This is a genomic window from Pristimantibacillus sp. Z349TD_6, assembly GCF_056173205.1.
Genome location: NZ_CM149662.1, coordinates 5,702,501 through 5,721,857 on the forward strand (window position 1 = coordinate 5,702,501; position 19,357 = coordinate 5,721,857).

Consider the following 19,357-nt stretch of genomic DNA (forward strand, 5'->3'; position numbering starts at 1 on the left):
GTCCTTGGCTAATTCCGCTGCCGTCTGATTTAAGTACGGTCCCGTACCCGTCCTTCAGACGAGAAATAAAGGAATGCGCATTTGCGAGTTTTGCAGCCTGCTGGACTTCCAAATCCATTGCATCCAGCTTGCCGTAACGGATATTTTCATAGATGGTGCCCTCGAACAAAAATGGGTCCTGCAGTACAAACGCCATATGCGAGCGCAAATTTTCACGTTTGAGCGTACGTGTATCGTGCCCATCAATCATAATGCTGCCAGAGCTAGGATCATAGAACCGGCACAAAAGCTGGATGAGCGTTGTTTTACCCGCTCCGGTTGGACCTACTAGAGCGATCGTCTCTCCTGGCGTAGCTTCAAAGCTTACCTCGCTTATCGTAGCTGTCCTTCCTTCATAAGCAAATGTTACTTTATCAAAAACGACTTTTCCGCTTACTTCTGCCAGTTCGCGAGCTGCTCCCTCATCTTTTCGTTCCTCGTCTTCGCTCAGCACATCAAATACACGTTCAGCACCAGCGACCGCAGATAATAGCGTATTCCACTGGTTAGCAAGGTCATTAAGCGGTCTTGTGAACTGCCTGGAATATTCCACAAATATAATAATTGTACCGACCGTTATTTGATCATTTAAAACAAATATCGCACCTATTCCTGCAATGATCGTGAAGCTTAAGTTGTTTAACGCGTTCATCAGCTTCGGAATGAAACCAGAAATCGTCTGCGCCCAGAAGCCAGAAACTCGAATACGCTCGTTGCGCTCCTTGAAGGCGGAGATGACTGTTTTTTCCTGAGAAAAGGCCTTCACTATGCGTTGTCCTGACAATGTTTCTTCTATATAACCATTTAAGTCGCCAAGATTGCGCTGCTGAGCTTTGAATAGGCGGCCGGTTTGTTTTGTGATCCATTTCATCCCAAGCACCATAAGCGGCACAACGAGGAAGGTTAATAGAGTCAAAAGCGGACTAAGGGACAACATAACGCTTACGGTTCCAACAAGAAGAAGGATACTTGAAAACACCTGAATAACAGAGCTATTTAAAGATGAGCTTACGTTTTCTATGTCATTCGTAACGCGGCTCATGAGTTCACCATGCTGACGCTTGCTGAAAAAAGGGATCGGCAGCCTGTGCAAATGATCAAACAATTCGACCCGCATGCGATAGACCGTTTTTTGCGAAATGGTTATCATCCATATACTTTGGAGCCACATCGTGATCGAGTGCAGCGCATAAACGAGAGCCATCAATAGTAGAAAAACAATAATTCCGCTATCTCTGTTCATCAAAAAGCGATCGATTGCGGTACCTGCCATATAGGGTCCTAGCAATGAGAACGCAGAGCTTAATATAACCATTACGATGACAGCTGCAAGTCTGCCCTTATAGAGGATTAAGTAACTCCACATTTGCTTCAGTGTTTGACTCATATTTTGCGCGCGTGGTTTACGTTTACCTTTGCCTGCTGCAGTGGATTCGACCGCTTCCCCAGATCTTTGGTACTGAAAAGGCTCCTTTAATTGTCTAAGCACGGGACACACCTTCCTTCCCGAACTGTGACTCGTATATTTTCTGATACAAACTGGATTCACGGATCAACTGCTCATGCTTGTCTTGTGCCAGCAATTGGCCTTCATCAAGCAGAAGGATGGAATCCGCAGCTACGGTCGAGCTTATTTTTTGCGTGATGAGGAATGTCGTGCAGCTCATATTTTTAAGTGCTTGCAGAAGAGCAGCCTCGGTCTGTACATCGAGTGCGCTTGTGCTGTCATCAAGCAGCAGTACAACTGGCTTTCTAACTAATGCCCTCGCAATCGTTAGACGCTGCTTCTGTCCTCCTGAGAGATTAACTCCTTTTTGACCCACTATCGTATCGTATTGTTCCGGCAGCTTCATAATGGTGTCATGGATTTGAGCTAGTTTGGCAGCCTCTATGATTTCTTCGATGCTGGCATTCTCCTTGCCCCAGCGAATATTATCCGCCACCGTGCCTGTAAACAGCATGATTTCTTGCGGAACATACCCAATCTGCTTGCGAAGCTGCTCAAGCTTCATTAAGCGGTTGTCTTTGCCATCCACGCGAATCACGCCCGTCTGCACATCGTACAGTCTAGGAATCAGTTGAATGAGCGATGTCTTGCCAGAACCGGTCGCACCCATAATGGCAATTGTCTCACCCGGCAATACCGAGAAGGATATATCTCGCAATACATGCAGATCGGAATCTGGATATTCAAAAGATACGTTCTCGAAGGAAACGTAGCCATCGCGAAGCTTTACCGCTTCATCGCTGTCAACTGTATCTGTTAAGTCGATATCCGTTAGCACTACCTCTTCAATCCTTTGAGCTGAAGCGCGCGCTCTCGAGAAGTTGACCACGATCATGGACATGATGGATAAAGCACCAATCGTCCTCATCGCATAGTTCACAATGGCAACCACCTCACCTACGGATGCTCCATTCCGATCGAGCTCGATTCTGCCAAACCACAGCACGGCTATAACAATCGCATTCATAAATAACAGCACGATAGGCATCGTAACTTCCGTTAAACGAAGAGCGGATACCGTACGATCCATCAGCTGCTCGCTGGAAAATGCAAAGCGCTTCGATTCATGCTTCATCCGAACGAATACACGCACGATTCGCATGCCGATTAAATTTTGCTGCATCACGCTATTCACTTGATCCAGCTGCTTCTGAACAGAACGAAAAAGCTTTTCTCCCTTTTTAAGCACCCAAAGCAGAAAAACACCAAGAAACGGAATGACCGCAGCAAGCCAAATCGCCAGCTTAGGCTGAACGATAAAGGCCATTACGATACTTCCGATTACGAGCAATGGGGCGCGAAGCATAATACGCAGTCCCATGAACACTGTATTTTGCAGCTGTGAAACGTCATTCGTTAATCTAGTAATAAGCGATGATTCCGGAAAACGATTAAAATTGGCAAATGAGAACGATTGCACTTTTTCATAAAGCCGCTCTCTTAAATCGAATCCGAAGCTCTGACTTACGTGTGAAGCATAGAAAGAACTAAGTATCCCAACAATAAAAGCAATAACAGAGCAACCAATTAGAAAGCCGCCCCATTGCAGCACAACCGATAAATTATTATTATCAATACCATCATCAATGATTTTTGAAATAATATACGGTTGAAGCAGCTCCACTACGAGCTCCACCAGCATAAGCAGCAGAGCAACGTAAGCAGCAAAACGATATTTTTTGAGAAAAGTGAACATAGTCAGCATCTTTGTTCCTCCGAGTAATAATGGCTTAGATTAGCTATCCTACTCATTATATCTTTTTGAACAGAAAATGGTATGCACGATTATAAACTCGGGGCAGTCTGAGGGAGGGGGTGCGCCTGCTTAAGGCAGTCAAGCTGCCTTAAACACTGCGCGCATCTTCATAGAACACTCGAAACATAATATCGTGATTATAGTTGCCAAAGCCCTTGCCATATAAGGTTAACCCGCCTACGTTAACGGCATCTTCCTTCACGCCAATGCGGAATGTCCAGAAATTTCGCTCTAACCCAATTTCGCCGATACTTGTTGATGACATATGCTGTCCATCAATTAGCGTCCCATCCTCTTGAATGCGTATCACCTTGAGCAGTCCGTATTGATTGACCCGATCTCCCCACCAAGCCGGTGAGAAACGTCCTCTTACATCTCCATAATCACCTGGGCTCGTCCACATGCCGATATCCATTCCATTAAGGGAAAAATTTATGTCAGATGGCCAGTTATCGTTTACCCCTGGCGCTTCTGAACCCAGCTCCAATGTAATTTCAAGTGCTACAGGCCGTTGTCCCGCTAGCAAATAATTCGGCACCTTGTATTCCACATAACCTTTGCCGAACCAAAGAATGCCTGCATTCATACGCTCCGGCTCCAAGAAGAAACGCGGATCGTCAAATTGCCCAATCAGCTTTTCCGTTGTAGCAATGCCGCAAGTCGGAAACACTTCAAATTCTGTAAAATGTCCAACTGGCACGCTGACGTCATGCACCTTCTTCACATCCAGCGCCTTAGGAGGCAGTTCAATCGTTATGGTACGTTCAGCAAGCGAGCAAATTTTATGTGTGCCGCCATGTTTACGAACCATCTTCGTCTCTACAATGCCAGCCTTCTCCAGCTTCCGAATATGCATCGTTACAATCGCGCTGCTTAGACCAATAGCTTCAGCAAGCTCCTTTACGTTCATCATATTTGTTGCAAGCAAATTAATGATGGAGAGCCTGACAGGACTAGCCAATGCCTCATATAAGGGCAGCCAAGCTTCATCCGTATTCGCATTTATCATCACGATCTCCTCCTCTCTCTATACTATAATAATAGAAGGGCATCCCAAAAGCCGCAATCGCGGCTTCCGGATCCCCTTGTTGATTCCATTATAGTTTAATACGAATAACGTTCCACGATGCTTTGCTAAGCGTCGCGGCAATTTTCCCGCTGTCTGCAAGCGCAGCATTGCCTGCTGTGTGAGGTGTTACGCGATTAGGCGCGTCTGCCGTGTTCGTCATTTTCAAATCATCAGACTCAAGCACGATATGCTCAATTAGTTGAAAAGCGCCGAAGCTGCGCAAATCGATTTCGAATGGAAGCGATTCTTCCGTGTTACGGTTAACCGCAAAAATCGTTACTTCCTCTTTCTCTTCATTATGAACGGCTACCGTTTCCAAGTATGGCACGTCTGTAAAATCCTTTGTATCATGCTTCGGCGATTTCACTAGCGGTACCAGCACTGTGCCACGACCGAAAATGCTTGCGTGCATGTATGGATAATAAATCGTTTGCTTCCATGCAGGTCCGCCATTTTGCGTCATGATTGGTGCGATCACGTTAACCAGCTGTGCGATACAAGCCATCTTTACACGATCTGCACGTTTAAGCATACTGATCAGCATGCAGCCAACAACAAGTGCATCTTCATGATTATACACGTCCTCAAGCTGTGGCGGAGCAATTTGCCATGGATCAAGCTTGCGGTCTTGTGCATTCGAATGATACCACACATTCCACTCGTCAAAGGAAAGGTTGATTTGCTTCTTTCCACGTTTTTTTGCTTGCACATAATCACAGGTTGAAATGACTGTATTAATGTAGGAATCCATGCTCATAGACTGTGCAAGGAAGTTTTCCGTGTCGTTATGAGGGTTCCCATAATATTGATGAATCGACACATAATCAATCGTATCATAAGCAAGATCAAGTACGGTAGCTTCCCATTCAGGGAACGTCGGCATTCCGATGTGCGAGCTTCCACATGCAACTAGCTCAATGGTCGGATCAACCCATCGCATCGCTTTTCCTGCTTCGTTAGCAAGTCGACCATATTCTACAGAAGTTTTGTGTCCGATTTGCCAAGGTCCATCCATTTCATTGCCGAGACACCATGTCTTTACATTATGGGGATCTTTATAACCATGCTGGATACGAAGATCGCTCCAATATGATCCTGACTTATGATTGGAGTATTCAATCAAGTTGCGTGCATCATCAATGCCGCGAGTACCAAGATTTACGGCCATCATAGCGTCTGTATTCACCTTTTTGCACCAGTCCATAAATTCATTAAAGCCGATCCAATTGGGCTCAACCGTTCGCCATGCAAGCTCAAGCCTCTTCGGACGCTGATCTACGGGACCAACACCATCTTCCCAGTTGTAACCGGATACAAAATTACCGCCAGGATAACGGACGATAGGCACATCAAGTCCTTTTACAAGCTCAAGAACATCGGAGCGGAAACCCTGCCCATCTGCTTGCGGATGATCCGCCTCATAAATGCCGCCATAAACCGCACGCCCAAGATGCTCTATGAATGATCCATATATACGTTTATCCACTTCCCCAACTTGAAAATCCTTATCCACTATCATTGTCGCTTTGTTTGTCATGATCATCCACCTCAATTAAATTAATAATTTCATTAATTAGTCAGTTAATCGTTAATAGTGATTTATACTACCATTTAACTACACGTTTGTAATTAATTCAAGTGTTAATTTTGAGGGATATGAATTTATGTTTATGTTAATTCATAGGGATAGAGAACCGATTCTTTATTCGAGACAAGGTAAAGGTTTACGAAGACACAAATTTATAGTTCAATTTGCCTAGTTATTATCAATTGTTTCTTGAGTTAGTCCTCTATTTAGACTACTATGGGACTATAAGGTAATTCCTTTGTTTCAACACTACGGCAGGAGTTGAGAGCATGAGCAGTACTATACGCTCACTAGAAGATGCAGCCGACCATATTATTGACACCTTGAAGCACTTTCTACAGGTTGACACTTTATTGATAGCTACAATTGATCATAATGGAAGCAGAATCATACGAGCGCTCAACCGTCATGAAAATGAAGGAACCAATAGCTTACCGTTACATTTGCTGCAAAGTTATTGCAATCTTGTTTTAGAGCAGGATTGTTCCATTCTTAACATCACCAATACACTCGATGATCCGCGTACAGCCTCTTTACCTATTACCCAGCAACTTGGAGCACAAGCTTTGGTCGGAATCGCTGTAAGAACAGCTGACCAGGCAGCAGTTGGTACCCTATGCGCCATAAATAAAGAACCGATTCATCTAGATGAAAGGCAGCTCGGATTTCTCCATTCGATGGCCGCTTTTTTCGGATATATATTGGATTTAGAAAACGCAAGTGTTACAGACAGCTTGACCGGTCTTTACAATCGACGTTATTTATCTCATTTGGATCATGCTGGCTCGGACAAGCAGTTTAGTGTGATGTTCATCGACATCGATGATTTTAAAGAGGTTAATGATTCGTTCGGTCATGACTTTGGTGATTTGCTGCTGCTTCAAATTTCTAAGAGACTGAAACAAGACGTCAGAAAAACCGACATCCTCGTTAGATACGGCGGAGACGAATTCGTCATTTGCTTTCAGCATTTGGTGGACAACCAAGATATCGATTTTGTAGCCAGTAAAATAAAAAAATCGATTGACGAGCCATTCACAATCGATGGTCATATCATTCATATTTCCGCTAGCATAGGCATTAGTTCAACGCACGGCACGGCTAGCACGCTAAAAGAATTGATAAGCAACGCTGACCTAGCGATGTACGACAATAAGCAAAATGAAAAAAAACTTTGAGATTGTCTGTTTTCAATTTGAGTTTTAACTCGAAGTGGCGGACGTCCAAGGTTTTTTCTTTTTTTGATCGCCACACATCCTGAGTCCATCCTGTACACTTCGTCATAACCTTGACCACCCGCTCATACACATGGTATGAATCGTATTTTCGCATGCGGAGGGATGACGGATGAGACAAGATGAAATTCGTGCACTGGAGCGATCCATTGATGAAATAACAGAAATTGCTACCGGCTTTGGATTAGACTTTTATCAAATGCGCTATGAGATTTGCCCAGCAGAAATTATTTATACCTTTGGCGCGTATGGTATGCCGACAAGGTTTAGCCACTGGAGCTTTGGAAAAACGTTCAACAAAATGAAGCTCCAATACGACTTCGGCTTAAGCAAAATTTACGAACTCGTTATTAACTCCAACCCCTGCTACGCGTTTCTTCTAGAGGGCAATTCTCTCATTCAAAATAAACTCATCGTCGCCCATGTGCTCGCTCACTGTGATTTTTTCAAAAACAATGCACGCTTTGGTGTTACCAATCGCAATATGGTCGAGAGCATGTCTGCTACGGCGGATCGTATTCATCAATATGAAATGGATCATGGCACGGAGGCGGTCGAAAAGTTTATCGATGCGATCCTCGCCATTCAAGAGCATGTCGATCCGACGCTCATTAAGCCTTATCAATTAGATAAGAAACGTTATATCGAAATGGTGCAAAAGGACAGCGAGCGTTCAGAGTGGAATATCCCTTCCTCCTCTTACGATGACTTGTGGAATCTAGACCCGGATCGAACCGCTGCCGCCGCATCAGCCGCTCAATCGCAGGCCGCTGACGCCAAACGTTTTCCGCCACGGCCAGAAAAAGATCTCATCTGGTTCATTGAGGAATACTCCCCTACTCTTGAGGATTGGCAGCGCGATATTCTATCTATGCTTCGCGATGAGATGCTCTACTTCTGGCCTCAAATCGAGACTAAGATTATGAACGAAGGCTGGGCTTCGTACTGGCATCAGCGAATCATACGCGAGCTTGATCTGACTAGCGATGAAACGATTGAGTTCGCTAAGCTAAACTCCTCTGTCGTGCAGCCATCCCGGCACACTTTGAATCCTTATTACTTGGGATTGAAAATATTCGAGGATATCGAGCGCCGCTTCGATAACCCAACAAAGGAAGAACAAGCACGCTTCGGACGCGTTCCCGGCAAGGGCAGGGAAAAAATGTTTGAGGTACGCGAACTCGATTCCGATATTTCGTTCATCCGCAACTACCTGACGAAGGATCTGGTTAATGATCTCGATCTGTACATTTTCGAGAAAAAAGGCCCTGAGTGGAAAATTACCGATAAGTCGTGGGAGAAAATTCGCGATCAGCTTGTTTATTCGAAAGTAAACGGCGGGTTTCCTAGCTTGATGGTTAAGGATGGGGATTTTAATCGTGTGGGTGAGCTTTATTTAATCCACGAGTATGAGGGTATGGAGCTCGATCTGAAGTATGTGGAGCGTACGCTGCCTCATGTCGTTCAGCTATGGGGGAAAAACGTTCATCTAGAGACGTTTGTTGAGGATAAGAAGATTGTGTTCAGCTGTGATGGGAAGAAGACGAGTCGGAAGTTTGTTTGAGTTAATAGGATAGTGCTTCTTAATTCTGCATTGAAGAGCTATGACGCATCACCTCTCCCCCTGGTTTAAACAAAATAAAAAGGCACTTAGGGTACGTATCCTAAGTGCCTTTTCTAATTTGACTATATCCGATCAGTAATATTAAGCTTTTGCTATATTCAAGTAAATAAAATCCCTCTTTGTTTACGAGTTAAATAAAAAAGTCCTTATAGCATGTGATGATGGACAAACTTATTCTAGATTAAGTGGAACAATGGACAAAGAAAAGAGACGTATCAGAGATACCGTATTCCAATCGGAACAGGGCTTTCAATATACGTCTCAAGTATACAACTCACGATTGTTGAAACAGTAATGTCAGTTTAATTTTTAGATAAGTTTTCACTTAAATTTCCTTGTATTCTAAGAAAAACTTTTTTTATAGAATACGGATTATATTCTGGTTTTGACCAATATCTAGAAACAAGCAGTAAACAATTCATTTGCTCATTCTCTAAGCCACCAATATGACTAAGATATAAGCGTTCATCTTGCTCAGAAAACAACCATTCTCCACCAACAGTTATTATAATATATTCTCCTAATGCAATTGCAGCATTAATAATGAAATCCCAATCCGGCTCTTTAGCACCATCAACTGAAAAAACGCGTATATTATGTTCTAAATTATCAATAAAGTCCAAATCCTGATAATTCAAGTTATAAAGCTCAATAAAATTAAATTTCCTAATTTCTAATTCATCCTTAAGTTTCAAGTAATTCCCCTCGTCAAGATTAACATCAGGTTTACTCATAATATTTAACCATTCCATGCCACCACGGTTTAAAATAACATCTGTTAAAGCTTCTAGCACAGCAAAATATGAATTTTCATCATAATACTCCAATCCAAATGGACTTAGCTCCTTAGCTAGTTGATGATGGATAGCTACCTTTGTTTAAAATTATTATGAAATCGTAGGAGCAGGGAATTCATCAATTCTCATACGAAGTAAACTATATGGCTTCTCCCTCAGGTCTCTTCCATAATGAAATCTCGCCTGCCGATGTAATTGATTCACAATGACATATAAGTATTGATCGGGGCCAATCGAAAAAGTATCCGGCCATAAAATTCTCGGGTCATGTGCGATGGTTTCCATTGCACCATTCGGCAATATCTTCCGGATACTGTTGTTTTCATAGTCTCCCGCATAAACGGTGCCGTTTGCGCCGGTGATCATTCCATCAGACGCACCTTTTTCCCCCCAATAGTGCACATATTGGGATAAATTCATGTCCTGTATCCTTCTATCTCTTAGGGCTTCTGTTGAGATTGAGAACAGTTGACGGCTGGTTAGCGGAGCATAAAATAAAACCTTTCCATCAGGAGAAATCGCTAAACTATCGGAAGCCAATCTAAATGGGGAAGTCGAGCCGTCCGGGTTTCGATTCATCAAAATTTCACCTTCTACTTTCGGTAAAAAATAGGGATCAGGTGAAGTTGATATTGCCCCATTTAACCGTCTAAACGCGTTCCCATTTTCTAAATCTATGACTATAATAGCTCCTGGCCCTCTGGAAGAAGAATCCGTTATATATGCATAACCTGCTCTTCCAACACGAAAATCCAAACGGACATCATTCAGATAAGTTGTTGGCAAGACAACATTTTCTGTAAAGGTATATACTCTTCTTATTGTATTCGTGCTTAAATCAACAGCCACTAATTTTGCTCCCCCTTGGATAGGTTCAGAAAAATTTGGTGCCCCTGTATCTAGTACCCAAAGTATTCCTCTTCCATCTGCAAAGATACTTTGGACACTGACGAAGTTAACCAAATTTATTTCTAAACTGGGATAAGGCTGCATTTCACCCTCAACAATTTCCGCCACAGTAAATTGAACGTCGTCTCCCCATTTCGGAAAGCAAACAAAAATACGGCCGGTTTCGGAAACGCTGACACCTGTAGGCATAGCCCCATAAAAAGCATGCACCAGTTCAAACTGCCCAAAATATTTTTCCTTAGGTAACATAGGTTGCATGATATCCTCCTCATCAAATCCGAACGGATATCAACTATATATGATGAATTTTTTTTGTAATGCCTGGTTCTTGATATATTTTTCTATCGTGATGAATACTGTGGGTTTCAACTTCCCATTATTAAAAATGTTGTGTCTGCAGCTATAGCTTGTTAAAACATTTTTCAGTTGATAAACTGAAAAATATTACAAAGATAAAGTCAAGACATATGCACTTGTCTTCAAGTACATGCGATGCGGTTTCTACATTTCATATTCGGTGTTATCTTTTTTTCGTTTGCGCATCAACACTTGAATTAATTGCTTCACTTATTAGTGTCCTTCTGTATGCCTCGCCAAGAACCCATCTAGGATCTCTGCCATTGGTCCGTTTTCTAACGGTCCTTTTAGTTCGTTCCTAACCAACAGCAAAGCAGCTGCAGGAGGCATATGGATTGTACGTAGCGCTTCGATCAGAGTATTCTCTTCGTCACTTAATTTTTTTATGTACTGTAGCTCTATCGGTTCAGGTATTATCACCAGTGTTTCACTCTCTTTCAGGGGTGGTTTATCCTACCTAGTTCAAGGCGTCATTAAATACCAAATTATCCTGTTTGACCATGTTTTTGTCATTCGTCCTGACAAATTACAAAGAAGTGCTGTCACACATTCCCCTTCCCCTTTATCTAATAAAATGTAGACCGTATCTTTATTATTAGCGAATGTAATTGCTATTAACCAAGAAGGACGTTACAGAATTGTTTACCCGCGTTCAATCAGACATCAACATGGAGAGATAACTCGTATTATAAATAGTAACAGTTGTTATTTTGCACTTCTTATTTTGAGTAAATATCTACAATTTCCGTTTGATGACAAAGGCAGTCCGCCAGAACCTTATGGTGGACTGCCTTTTTGCTGCAATAAGTAATATTGCCGAAATAAAGAGGTAAATGACGAATATCGTCGAATAGGATGAAAATGGTAAAATTGATTCTGATTTAAGTGGTATTTATTATGAGCAAAGAAATAAGAGATAAACATACTAGAATAAAAAAGCACTTAGACGAAACCAATGCTGATTCCTTAAATTCCTTCTCAGATCTGACAGAGAATCAGCTATCTGTTTACTGAAACAGCTAAACTTGTAAGCTACTACAGGCATATTCGCAAGACTTAGAAATTTAATAATGCCTAAAAAATAGTACCTTAGAGAATAAAAACACATAAGCAGCCAATCATAATGATCGGCTGTTTCCTTTTATTAGATGAGGAAATGTCATTTTGATAATGCAGCAGACTATATTGCTCAAGTACATCATGAGCACTCCATATCCTTTCGTTTGGATCATGTAAGATTTTAAAACTCTCGTGGATAGGTTGTTTTTGTAGTATATCCCTTTGTCAGAATCGATTACCGCGCAATAGCATCAATCTCATCAAGGAAGAACATACTAGGATTCCGAATTGCAATCAAATATTGATTGTTGATGTATAGTTATTCAACTTTCTAGTTCGCAATAGCTTTAAAATAAAAAAATATGACTTACACCTCTACTATATTTATTTAAACATTACTTTTACGAATCCTTTCATATTATTTGGGACATGATATCCATTGTGACTACGGAATATGTAGCTCTCATTAAAACGAAGGAGGGAATTTAGATGACTAACAACGAAGAACTCAATCGAAACCTTGATTCTGACCAAAATAGTACCAATACGGATAGAACTGACATCGGAAAAGCTGTAGGAACGGCAGGTGGTATAGCTGCAGGTGCAGTCGTAGGCTCTGCTTTGGGTCCTGTTGGAACTGTTGTTGGCGGTATCGTAGGTGCAGCATTGGGCAATAAGGCTGGCGGGGCTGCTGACGATATCAACGACAATGACGAATCACACCGAAATGATTAAAATGGTAGATAGTCAATCGATATTAGATGTGTGAATGCTATTAAAAATGTTTGAGATGTTTACAATAAAAAATTTTTCACTTCCTAATGCTGCATTTCGAATTAATTCGAATATGCAGCATTATTTGTTTTTACTTTAGGTTAAATCTAAAATCAATGGCAAAATAAGTTAGTCAAAAAAACAAATTATAAAAGTTGGATAAAACAAGAATCAAACATTCAAAGTTAACAACAACTCGCTTTTACAAAACAACTTATTCAACAATTTGTTTGCACATCAGCGATCCGCTATATTAATTGGTTCACCGCATTATTCGGCACGGCAAAGACGACTATCGTACCTTGACCCAGATCACTCTGAATGTGTAGCCCCTTCCCGTATAATTGTTTCAACCGTTGATTAATATTGAACAAGCCAACTCCCTGCCTTAGGTTCGAACGTTTATCGAATATATGTTGCCGCGTTTTTGTATCCATTCCCACTCCGTTATCGGCAACCGTTACTTCTGTTCTATCTTCATATTCGGCGATATGAATATGAATCACTCCACCCGACAAGCGACTCATGATGCCATGCCGTACTGCGTTTTCGACAATCGGTTGAATGGATAGCGGTGGAAGCTTTAGCTCCATGTTCGCTTCGACCTCCCAAACGGTATTCAGCCTGCCTTCAAAACGTTCATTCTCGATATATAAATAAGAACGTACGAGAGCAAGCTCCTGTCCAAGCGGAACAAGCAGCTCGGAATTTTGAAAGTTGAAACTGGCTCTTAGATAATTGCCGAACTCGTCAAGTAATAGGCGCATTCTGTCCAGATTGATGTCGCTAAGCGCAGCTATCGCATTGAGGGCGTTGAATAAAAAGTGCGGTTGTATTTGCGCCTGCAGCCATGCCGCTTCCATACGCAGACGTTCGCGCACGGAACGGTTCAGATCCGTTAATGCCCGTACCCGCACCTTTAACTCCATCGCATCCGCAGGCTTCAAAATGTAATCGTTAGCCCCAGCCAAAAAACCAGCGGCGATATCTTCTGGCTTGTTACGCGCGGTCAGAAGCAGAATGGGCAGTTCCGAGCTCGAATAGCGCTCACGAATAACTCTCGTTAATTCATACCCCGACATGCGAGGCATCATGACGTCAGCAATAACAAGATCCCATACTCTCGTGTTCAGATGAGACAAGGCATCATTGCCGCTCGTAACCGCAACGATGTCGAAGGATTCCCCAGACAGAATGTTCTCCAATATTTTCAAGTTGATCGGATCATCGTCCACGGCCAAAACCGAAGGTTTCACCGTTCTCTCCACAACGGCAGAATCGCCATTCGTACCGTAGTGTATGTTTGAGTCGTCAACGACGGCGGCTTCTGCATAGACAGGCAGACCTGCTGCAAAATCAGCTTCCCGTTGAAAGGGTGAATCGGACAGAGCCAAAGCAAAGGTGAATGCAGAACCTTTGCCATAGACAGACGTCACTTCCAACGTTTCGCCGTGTAGTTCCACTAACTGCTTGCAAATGCCGAGGCCCAGTCCGATGCCGCCCCCGGGAGCCGCAGTCATGCTGGAGTCGCCTTGCTCGTAAGGATTAAAGATTCTTCGCAGCGTCTCCTCGTCCATGCCGACGCCTGTATCAGCAACACTAATGTACGCTTTCCCGTCTAGTGCGACCACCCGGATGGAGACATTTCCTTCGTTGGTATATTTGATTGCATTGTGAACGAGATTATACAAGATTTGAATAAGTCGGTTTTCGTCGGCCATCACAGGAGGAAACTCGTTCGGAATCTCATTCACCAACCGTATCGATTTGCTATCGGTCATAAAGCGAAGCATGTCGAATACGCCAGAAGCGACCGCCTGCACCTGAACGGTCTGCACGTGGAGGCGGATGTTCCCCTCCTTTAGACGAGTCAAATCAAGAAGGTCATTTAACATTAAAGACATGCGTCGACCGACCGTCATGACCAACTCCAAATTTTTGACACTCTCACCGCTCATCGAATTTTTTTCGCTGTCAAGGACGGTTTGCGCCATATTCAGCATCCCATGTAGGGGATTTCGCAATTCATGGGATGTGTTCGCAAGAAAATCGTCCTTCTGCTTGTCTGCCATTCTAAATTGCTCATTTAGTTTGGCGTTTTCTTGGTAATTACGGAAGTACTGCTTAAACCAGTAAGCTGAAAAACTGATGATAGCCACCAGCACGTCAAACGGGAAGTAAACTCTTATTACTTCCAAGTGAGCATTAATCAGTCCCCATGCAGAACTGGACAATATGCTCATGGTGGCAAGCAGCAGGAAAGTGGCGCCTGGCTGATTTTTGGCTATAAGTTTGCCAATTAAATAGATAACCCAAGTCATTGGAAACCAATAAAGCAGTCTGAATATTTTAAATTCGATTAGATAGTAAATGAGCGGAGGGGACATGACCAACACAAATCCTGAATACAAAACTAGTACTATGGCGTACGTACGGAACAGAACTGTGTTTGTTCGGAGCTTGGCAAATATTCCAGTAATCATCAGGAAAAAAAAGGGAAACAACGAGTACGAGATTATCTTTATTTTCAGTGCCCATGCATAGTTGATAAAAGGCATACCTACCAGCAGTAGACTGTCGTTATCAGACACAATCGTAATCCCGGCGGTCAAAACCAGCATGAAAAAGGCAAGCAACCCTTTTTGCCAACTGAGCAAATATAACATCACAGCGTACAAGCCAAGAAACATCAGTACCACGAAGGTCATAATCTGAAAGCCAATGGAGATCCATCGTTCGGTATTGATGGCCGTATCCGATCCGAAGCGGATGGTTCTGACAACACCTCCATTAAACGGATTATCAAAATTAGCCACGCGAACAAGCAGTTCGATCTCATTCACTCCGTTTGCCTTATAAAGCGGGGTATAAGAAATTCGGCGGGGCTTATATGTATTCGCCTGCTCCGTCGGTTGGCCAACTCCTGCTATCTGACCGTTGAATTCAACAACGGAAGAGGCTTGAATTTCCTGAATCCAGAATTCAAAGGACTGTTGCGGTAAAGGATCAACAAGAATGCGCAGGCGGTATGTACCAAAACCGAACGACGACTTTGAACCTGCCGGTAAAGCACTTCGCCAATCTCCCGGGACCATGATATTACGCTTGTCCTCGGATTTCCAATCCTTATTTTTATGCGTGAAAAATGCTTCCGGATAAAAATCCCACTCGCCGTCCAGCGTAATAGAACGGGAGTTGGCGAAGTCCCAGCCACGCAGATCGATCACGCCTTGAACCGCACGAGGATGGTCAGGCGTAAGGAAAATTCCGGACCATAGCCACCGGATGCCGAGAAGTATAGAGAGAAACAGGATGAACGTCACAGCATATTTCAGGGTGGTTTTGTTTTTTATCCAAATCATATAGTGCACACTCCCAACGTTTCACCGTACAGTTCTGCTGAATTCTTGAAAATGTTAAGCCCCTTTCCGGTAGCTATCATATTTCGACAAGCACTGCAGAATCCCTTGTTCCATAATTGCGTGATTAGTCCAGGGAGTTATTATCTTCAGGTGATGATACTAAGAACATACGATGGATTTCATTAGACGAATTAAGACGTTTGTTGGATGATGAGCCATTGCAATTTTCTAATGTAGACAGAGCAGAGATAATGTTTTACTTAAAATCACTCAAGTAGAAGGTTTGTTTGCAAATCTCGTACTTAACGGGACCGTTATTTCAATAAAAACACAGAAGCAGCCAATCATAATGATCGGCTGCGTCCCTTTATTGGTAGAGGAATGATTATACTGATAACCTAACATACCATATTTTTATTTTTACCCTCAAATAACGATACTCACATACACAAATTACCTTTTTACAATATCTACTATAAGGGGTGCACTTCATTTTATACCAGGCTTTATTTTAAAAATCGAAGGTAGTCGCACCCCACTTTTTTGAATTACTAACGCAGCCCCATGTAGAGTCACAGGCACACAACCGACTTTATCTTTTGCATGAATAATCAGGTCAGAGGATAAGCTACAGCGAAGTATAACGTTTTCAACGTAATTATCATTTGGTGGAGAACGGTGTCATTTCAATTAAGGAGTGAAATTTCTATGACTGATGAACGACTAGAAAGGATAAATACAAGCATTCCTTTTGTTCGAAATAAGCCTCTACAATTAATGATATTCGTTTTCATTATATTTTTTGGTCTTATGGCAATATCCCCCACCAATCGATCTCAATGGCTTGCTAATAGCCTATCGCTTATAGTGGTTATTCTTATCCTTGTTTTTACTTACAAATGGTTTCGGTTTTCAAACCTGTCCTATCTTCTGATGCTTATCTTCTTTTGTCTTCATACATATGCTGCACATTATACATATGAAGGTACACCATTTGACCATTGGCTAAAATCATCGTTTCATACAAAAAGAAGTTACTATGATCGAATCGTACATTTCGCCTTCGGTTTATTATTTACTTATCCATTTCTTGAGATATTAAAATCCAAAGTTAAGCTACGCGGGATTTGGTCATATATATTGCCAGTTGTCGTTATACTCGGATTTAGCGCACTATTCGAAATCTTTGAAATGTTAGCCGCCTTAATTGCTGGGTCTAATGGCGAAGCCAAATTTGTTGGTATGCAAGGGGATGTCTTCGATACACAAAAAGATATGGCTTTAGCTTTCCTTGGTGGAGTTGTGTGGATAGGTATACTCGCATGGATGATTGGTAAAAAGGAATAAGCAGCAGTTCCAGATTAATTTCTTCCGGGCCTTCTGTCGCAATTACCTTTCAAAAAAGAAACAACAACTTGATTTTAATGACAATTAAAATCGGGTATAAACTTATCCTTTACTACAAAATATATAAGTGTATTAAAATCAAAACAGAGCGAGGTAATCTAATGAAAAGTCTTTTATTAATTGGCTTTATCAGCTGTTTAATGATGTTCAATTCAATATCTGTGTCAGCGGAAAGTAATGTTAACACACCGGGACAGGAGCTTCGTTATGATGTCAACCGCGTAACTAATGACACTAATCGTGCATTAAATGTAGATGACAATCAAAATTATCGAACAAATAGTTACAATACATCTTTGAACAATAACAATTATAGAACAAATGCAACACCAGTTAATCGTGGCTCCAACTGGGGTTGGCTTGGTCTTTTAGGTCTTCTTGGGTTAGCAGGAATGCGAAGCCGAGCGACTGATCGCGACCGTGATCGGGCATAACTAAACACATATCCCCCTTTGTATATACAAGGGGGATTTTTTCATAAGTTTCTTTTTTTTTATTTTTATTAATTAAAAACTTCAACATAATAATGCTCCTATACGACTTCGGCTTACTATTATATGGGATTGAAAATATTCGAGGTACGCGAGCTCGATTCCGATATTTCATTCATCCGCAACTACCTGTCGAAGGATCTCATTAATGATATTTTCGAGAAAAAAGGCCCTGAGTGGAAAATTACCGATAAATCGTGGGAGAAAATTCGCGATCAATCTTTTGTGTAAACTCATGTAGTGCTTTCCCGGCAATTTTTGACCACTGTTATAGACTTCGGTAATCCAGTTATCATTAGAACCTTTTAACGAAAATAGCCCCTAGAACGATGTGTAAGTTCTAAAGGGCTATTCATTGTACACGAAATGGCTTCCCTGATAGGCTGATTTAACATACCAAGATCATTTACCCGATCAATCCGCTGCGCTCTACGCTTTCTACGAAATAGCGCTGTGCAAACATATACAAAAGTACGATCGGTGCAATAAACAGCAGCTCGCCCGCGTTTTTAACCATATAGGCATAGAGGGGGTCCGTCATAGAGAAGGAAGCCCACATGACAGGCAACTTGGTCGATAATACATCTGTTGATGTCAGGAATAGAGAGACGAAATAATTGTCATTCCACTGCCACACGAACGAGAATAAGACAACTGTAACGATTGATGGAATGGCATTAGGCAGCATGATGCGGTAAAACGATTGAAAAACGGTACATCCATCAATGTAAGAAACCTCCTCCAGCTCCATAGGAATGCCTCGGAAAAACTGGAGAAAAATGAAGATGAATAAACCGCTCTTTATTCCCATACCGGTAGCAGATTGAAGAATAAATGGCCAATAGCTGTCCAGTAGATTAATCCCCTTCTGTCCGGTGAACAACTCGATAAGACCGAATACATCAAAGTAACGATAATTGAGATAAGTTGTAATCATAATCGTTTGCACAGGCACGATAATCGTAAAGATAACGCCCCCGAATAAGATCTTACTCCCTTTAAAGCGCAATCGTGCAAATCCAAATGCCGCCAGAGAGCAGGAAATCACTTGCAGGAGAGTCGATACTCCCGCAATCGTAAATGAACTCATAAATGTCTTCGGATAGCGAAGCGCCTCAAAAGCAATTTTTAGCGTATCCAATGTGAAGTTTTTCGGAATCCAAAGTACAGTTGTATCATACAAATCCACACGATCCTTAAACGACACCGATAGCTTGAAAAACAGTGGATATAAAATCACAAAGCAAAAACCGATCACGAGTATCGTTCGAACAGTTACCCAGCTCCAATGCTTACTCCAATTAAGCAGGCTGAATCGCCTTGCACGTTCTCTCCAAGCTGTTGCGCTTGAACGGATGGCCAGCTTCACTGTATTCCCCCCTT

The 19,357-nt window shown here is 42.2% G+C and carries 13 protein-coding genes and 1 pseudogene (1 of these 14 only partly in view); 6 read left to right on the forward strand and 8 right to left on the reverse strand.

Features of this window, described 5'->3' with window-relative positions:
* The 4 genes from AC0VYE_RS24925 to arfA form a co-directional block, all read right to left on the reverse strand.
* Window positions 1-1,528 carry the 5' portion of an ABC transporter ATP-binding protein gene (locus AC0VYE_RS24925; RefSeq protein ID WP_475443218.1) on the reverse strand. Its footprint begins 317 nt before the window's first position, so 1,528 of the gene's 1,845 nt are visible here — the first part of the coding sequence; its start codon is at window positions 1,526-1,528; its stop codon lies off the left edge, out of view.
* Complete coding sequence (locus tag AC0VYE_RS24930) at window positions 1,521-3,251, reverse strand: ABC transporter ATP-binding protein (RefSeq protein WP_475443219.1); 1,731 nt, start codon at window positions 3,249-3,251, stop codon at window positions 1,521-1,523. Before AC0VYE_RS24930 ends, AC0VYE_RS24925 begins: the two co-directional genes overlap by 8 nt.
* A gap of 139 nt (window positions 3,252-3,390) precedes the next feature.
* Window positions 3,391-4,311 (reverse strand): ArsR/SmtB family transcription factor, encoded by a 921-nt coding sequence (locus AC0VYE_RS24935; RefSeq protein WP_076271728.1) that lies wholly within the window; start codon window positions 4,309-4,311, stop codon window positions 3,391-3,393.
* 88 nt (window positions 4,312-4,399) lie between these two features.
* Window positions 4,400-5,908, reverse strand: a complete 1,509-nt coding sequence (gene arfA / locus AC0VYE_RS24940) for an arabinosylfuranosidase ArfA (RefSeq protein ID WP_475443220.1) — start codon at window positions 5,906-5,908, stop codon at window positions 4,400-4,402.
* Between the two features lie 320 nt (window positions 5,909-6,228).
* On the opposite strand from arfA, the gene AC0VYE_RS24945 reads away from it, so the two are divergent.
* Together AC0VYE_RS24945 and AC0VYE_RS24950 are read left to right on the forward strand one after the other, a co-directional pair.
* Window positions 6,229-7,137: a sensor domain-containing diguanylate cyclase gene (locus tag AC0VYE_RS24945; protein WP_076271726.1), complete on the forward strand. Its 909-nt coding sequence runs from the start codon at window positions 6,229-6,231 to the stop codon at window positions 7,135-7,137.
* Between the two features lie 169 nt (window positions 7,138-7,306).
* Window positions 7,307-8,758, forward strand: coding sequence for a SpoVR family protein (locus tag AC0VYE_RS24950; RefSeq protein ID WP_076271725.1), 1,452 nt, complete (start codon window positions 7,307-7,309; stop codon window positions 8,756-8,758).
* Window positions 8,759-9,120: 362 nt separating this feature from the next.
* Here AC0VYE_RS24950 and AC0VYE_RS24955 read toward each other — a convergent pair whose 3' ends face one another.
* Window positions 9,121-9,645, reverse strand: coding sequence for a hypothetical protein (locus tag AC0VYE_RS24955; protein WP_475443221.1), 525 nt, complete (start codon window positions 9,643-9,645; stop codon window positions 9,121-9,123).
* 60 nt (window positions 9,646-9,705) lie between these two features.
* Window positions 9,706-10,782 carry an L-dopachrome tautomerase-related protein gene (locus tag AC0VYE_RS24960; RefSeq protein ID WP_475443222.1) on the reverse strand — a complete coding sequence of 359 codons (1,077 nt, stop codon included), beginning with the start codon at window positions 10,780-10,782 and terminating at the stop codon, window positions 9,706-9,708.
* 1,647 nt (window positions 10,783-12,429) lie between these two features.
* Here AC0VYE_RS24960 and AC0VYE_RS24965 point away from each other — a divergent pair.
* Window positions 12,430-12,675, forward strand: a complete 246-nt coding sequence (locus AC0VYE_RS24965; RefSeq protein ID WP_475443223.1) for a hypothetical protein — start codon at window positions 12,430-12,432, stop codon at window positions 12,673-12,675.
* Between the two features lie 287 nt (window positions 12,676-12,962).
* Here the strand turns inward: AC0VYE_RS24965 and AC0VYE_RS24970 are convergent, their stop codons facing one another.
* Window positions 12,963-16,076: a hybrid sensor histidine kinase/response regulator gene (locus AC0VYE_RS24970; RefSeq protein ID WP_475443224.1), complete on the reverse strand. Its 3,114-nt coding sequence runs from the start codon at window positions 16,074-16,076 to the stop codon at window positions 12,963-12,965.
* Window positions 16,077-16,784: 708 nt separating this feature from the next.
* Here AC0VYE_RS24970 and AC0VYE_RS24975 point away from each other — a divergent pair.
* The 3 genes and pseudogenes from AC0VYE_RS24975 to AC0VYE_RS24985 form a co-directional block, all read left to right on the forward strand.
* On the forward strand, window positions 16,785-17,423 hold the full coding sequence (locus AC0VYE_RS24975; protein ID WP_475443225.1) for a DUF2238 domain-containing protein: 639 nt from the start codon (window positions 16,785-16,787) through the stop codon (window positions 17,421-17,423).
* A gap of 161 nt (window positions 17,424-17,584) precedes the next feature.
* Window positions 17,585-17,917: a WGxxGxxG family protein gene (locus AC0VYE_RS24980; protein ID WP_475443226.1), complete on the forward strand. Its 333-nt coding sequence runs from the start codon at window positions 17,585-17,587 to the stop codon at window positions 17,915-17,917.
* A 132-nt stretch (window positions 17,918-18,049) separates the two neighbouring features.
* A pseudogene (locus tag AC0VYE_RS24985) lies at window positions 18,050-18,193 on the forward strand (SpoVR family protein); the annotation flags it as partial.
* 187 nt (window positions 18,194-18,380) lie between these two features.
* Here AC0VYE_RS24985 and AC0VYE_RS24990 read toward each other — a convergent pair.
* Window positions 18,381-19,343, reverse strand: a complete 963-nt coding sequence (locus AC0VYE_RS24990) for a carbohydrate ABC transporter permease (protein WP_305953938.1) — start codon at window positions 19,341-19,343, stop codon at window positions 18,381-18,383.
* Window positions 19,344-19,357 lie beyond the last annotated feature (14 nt).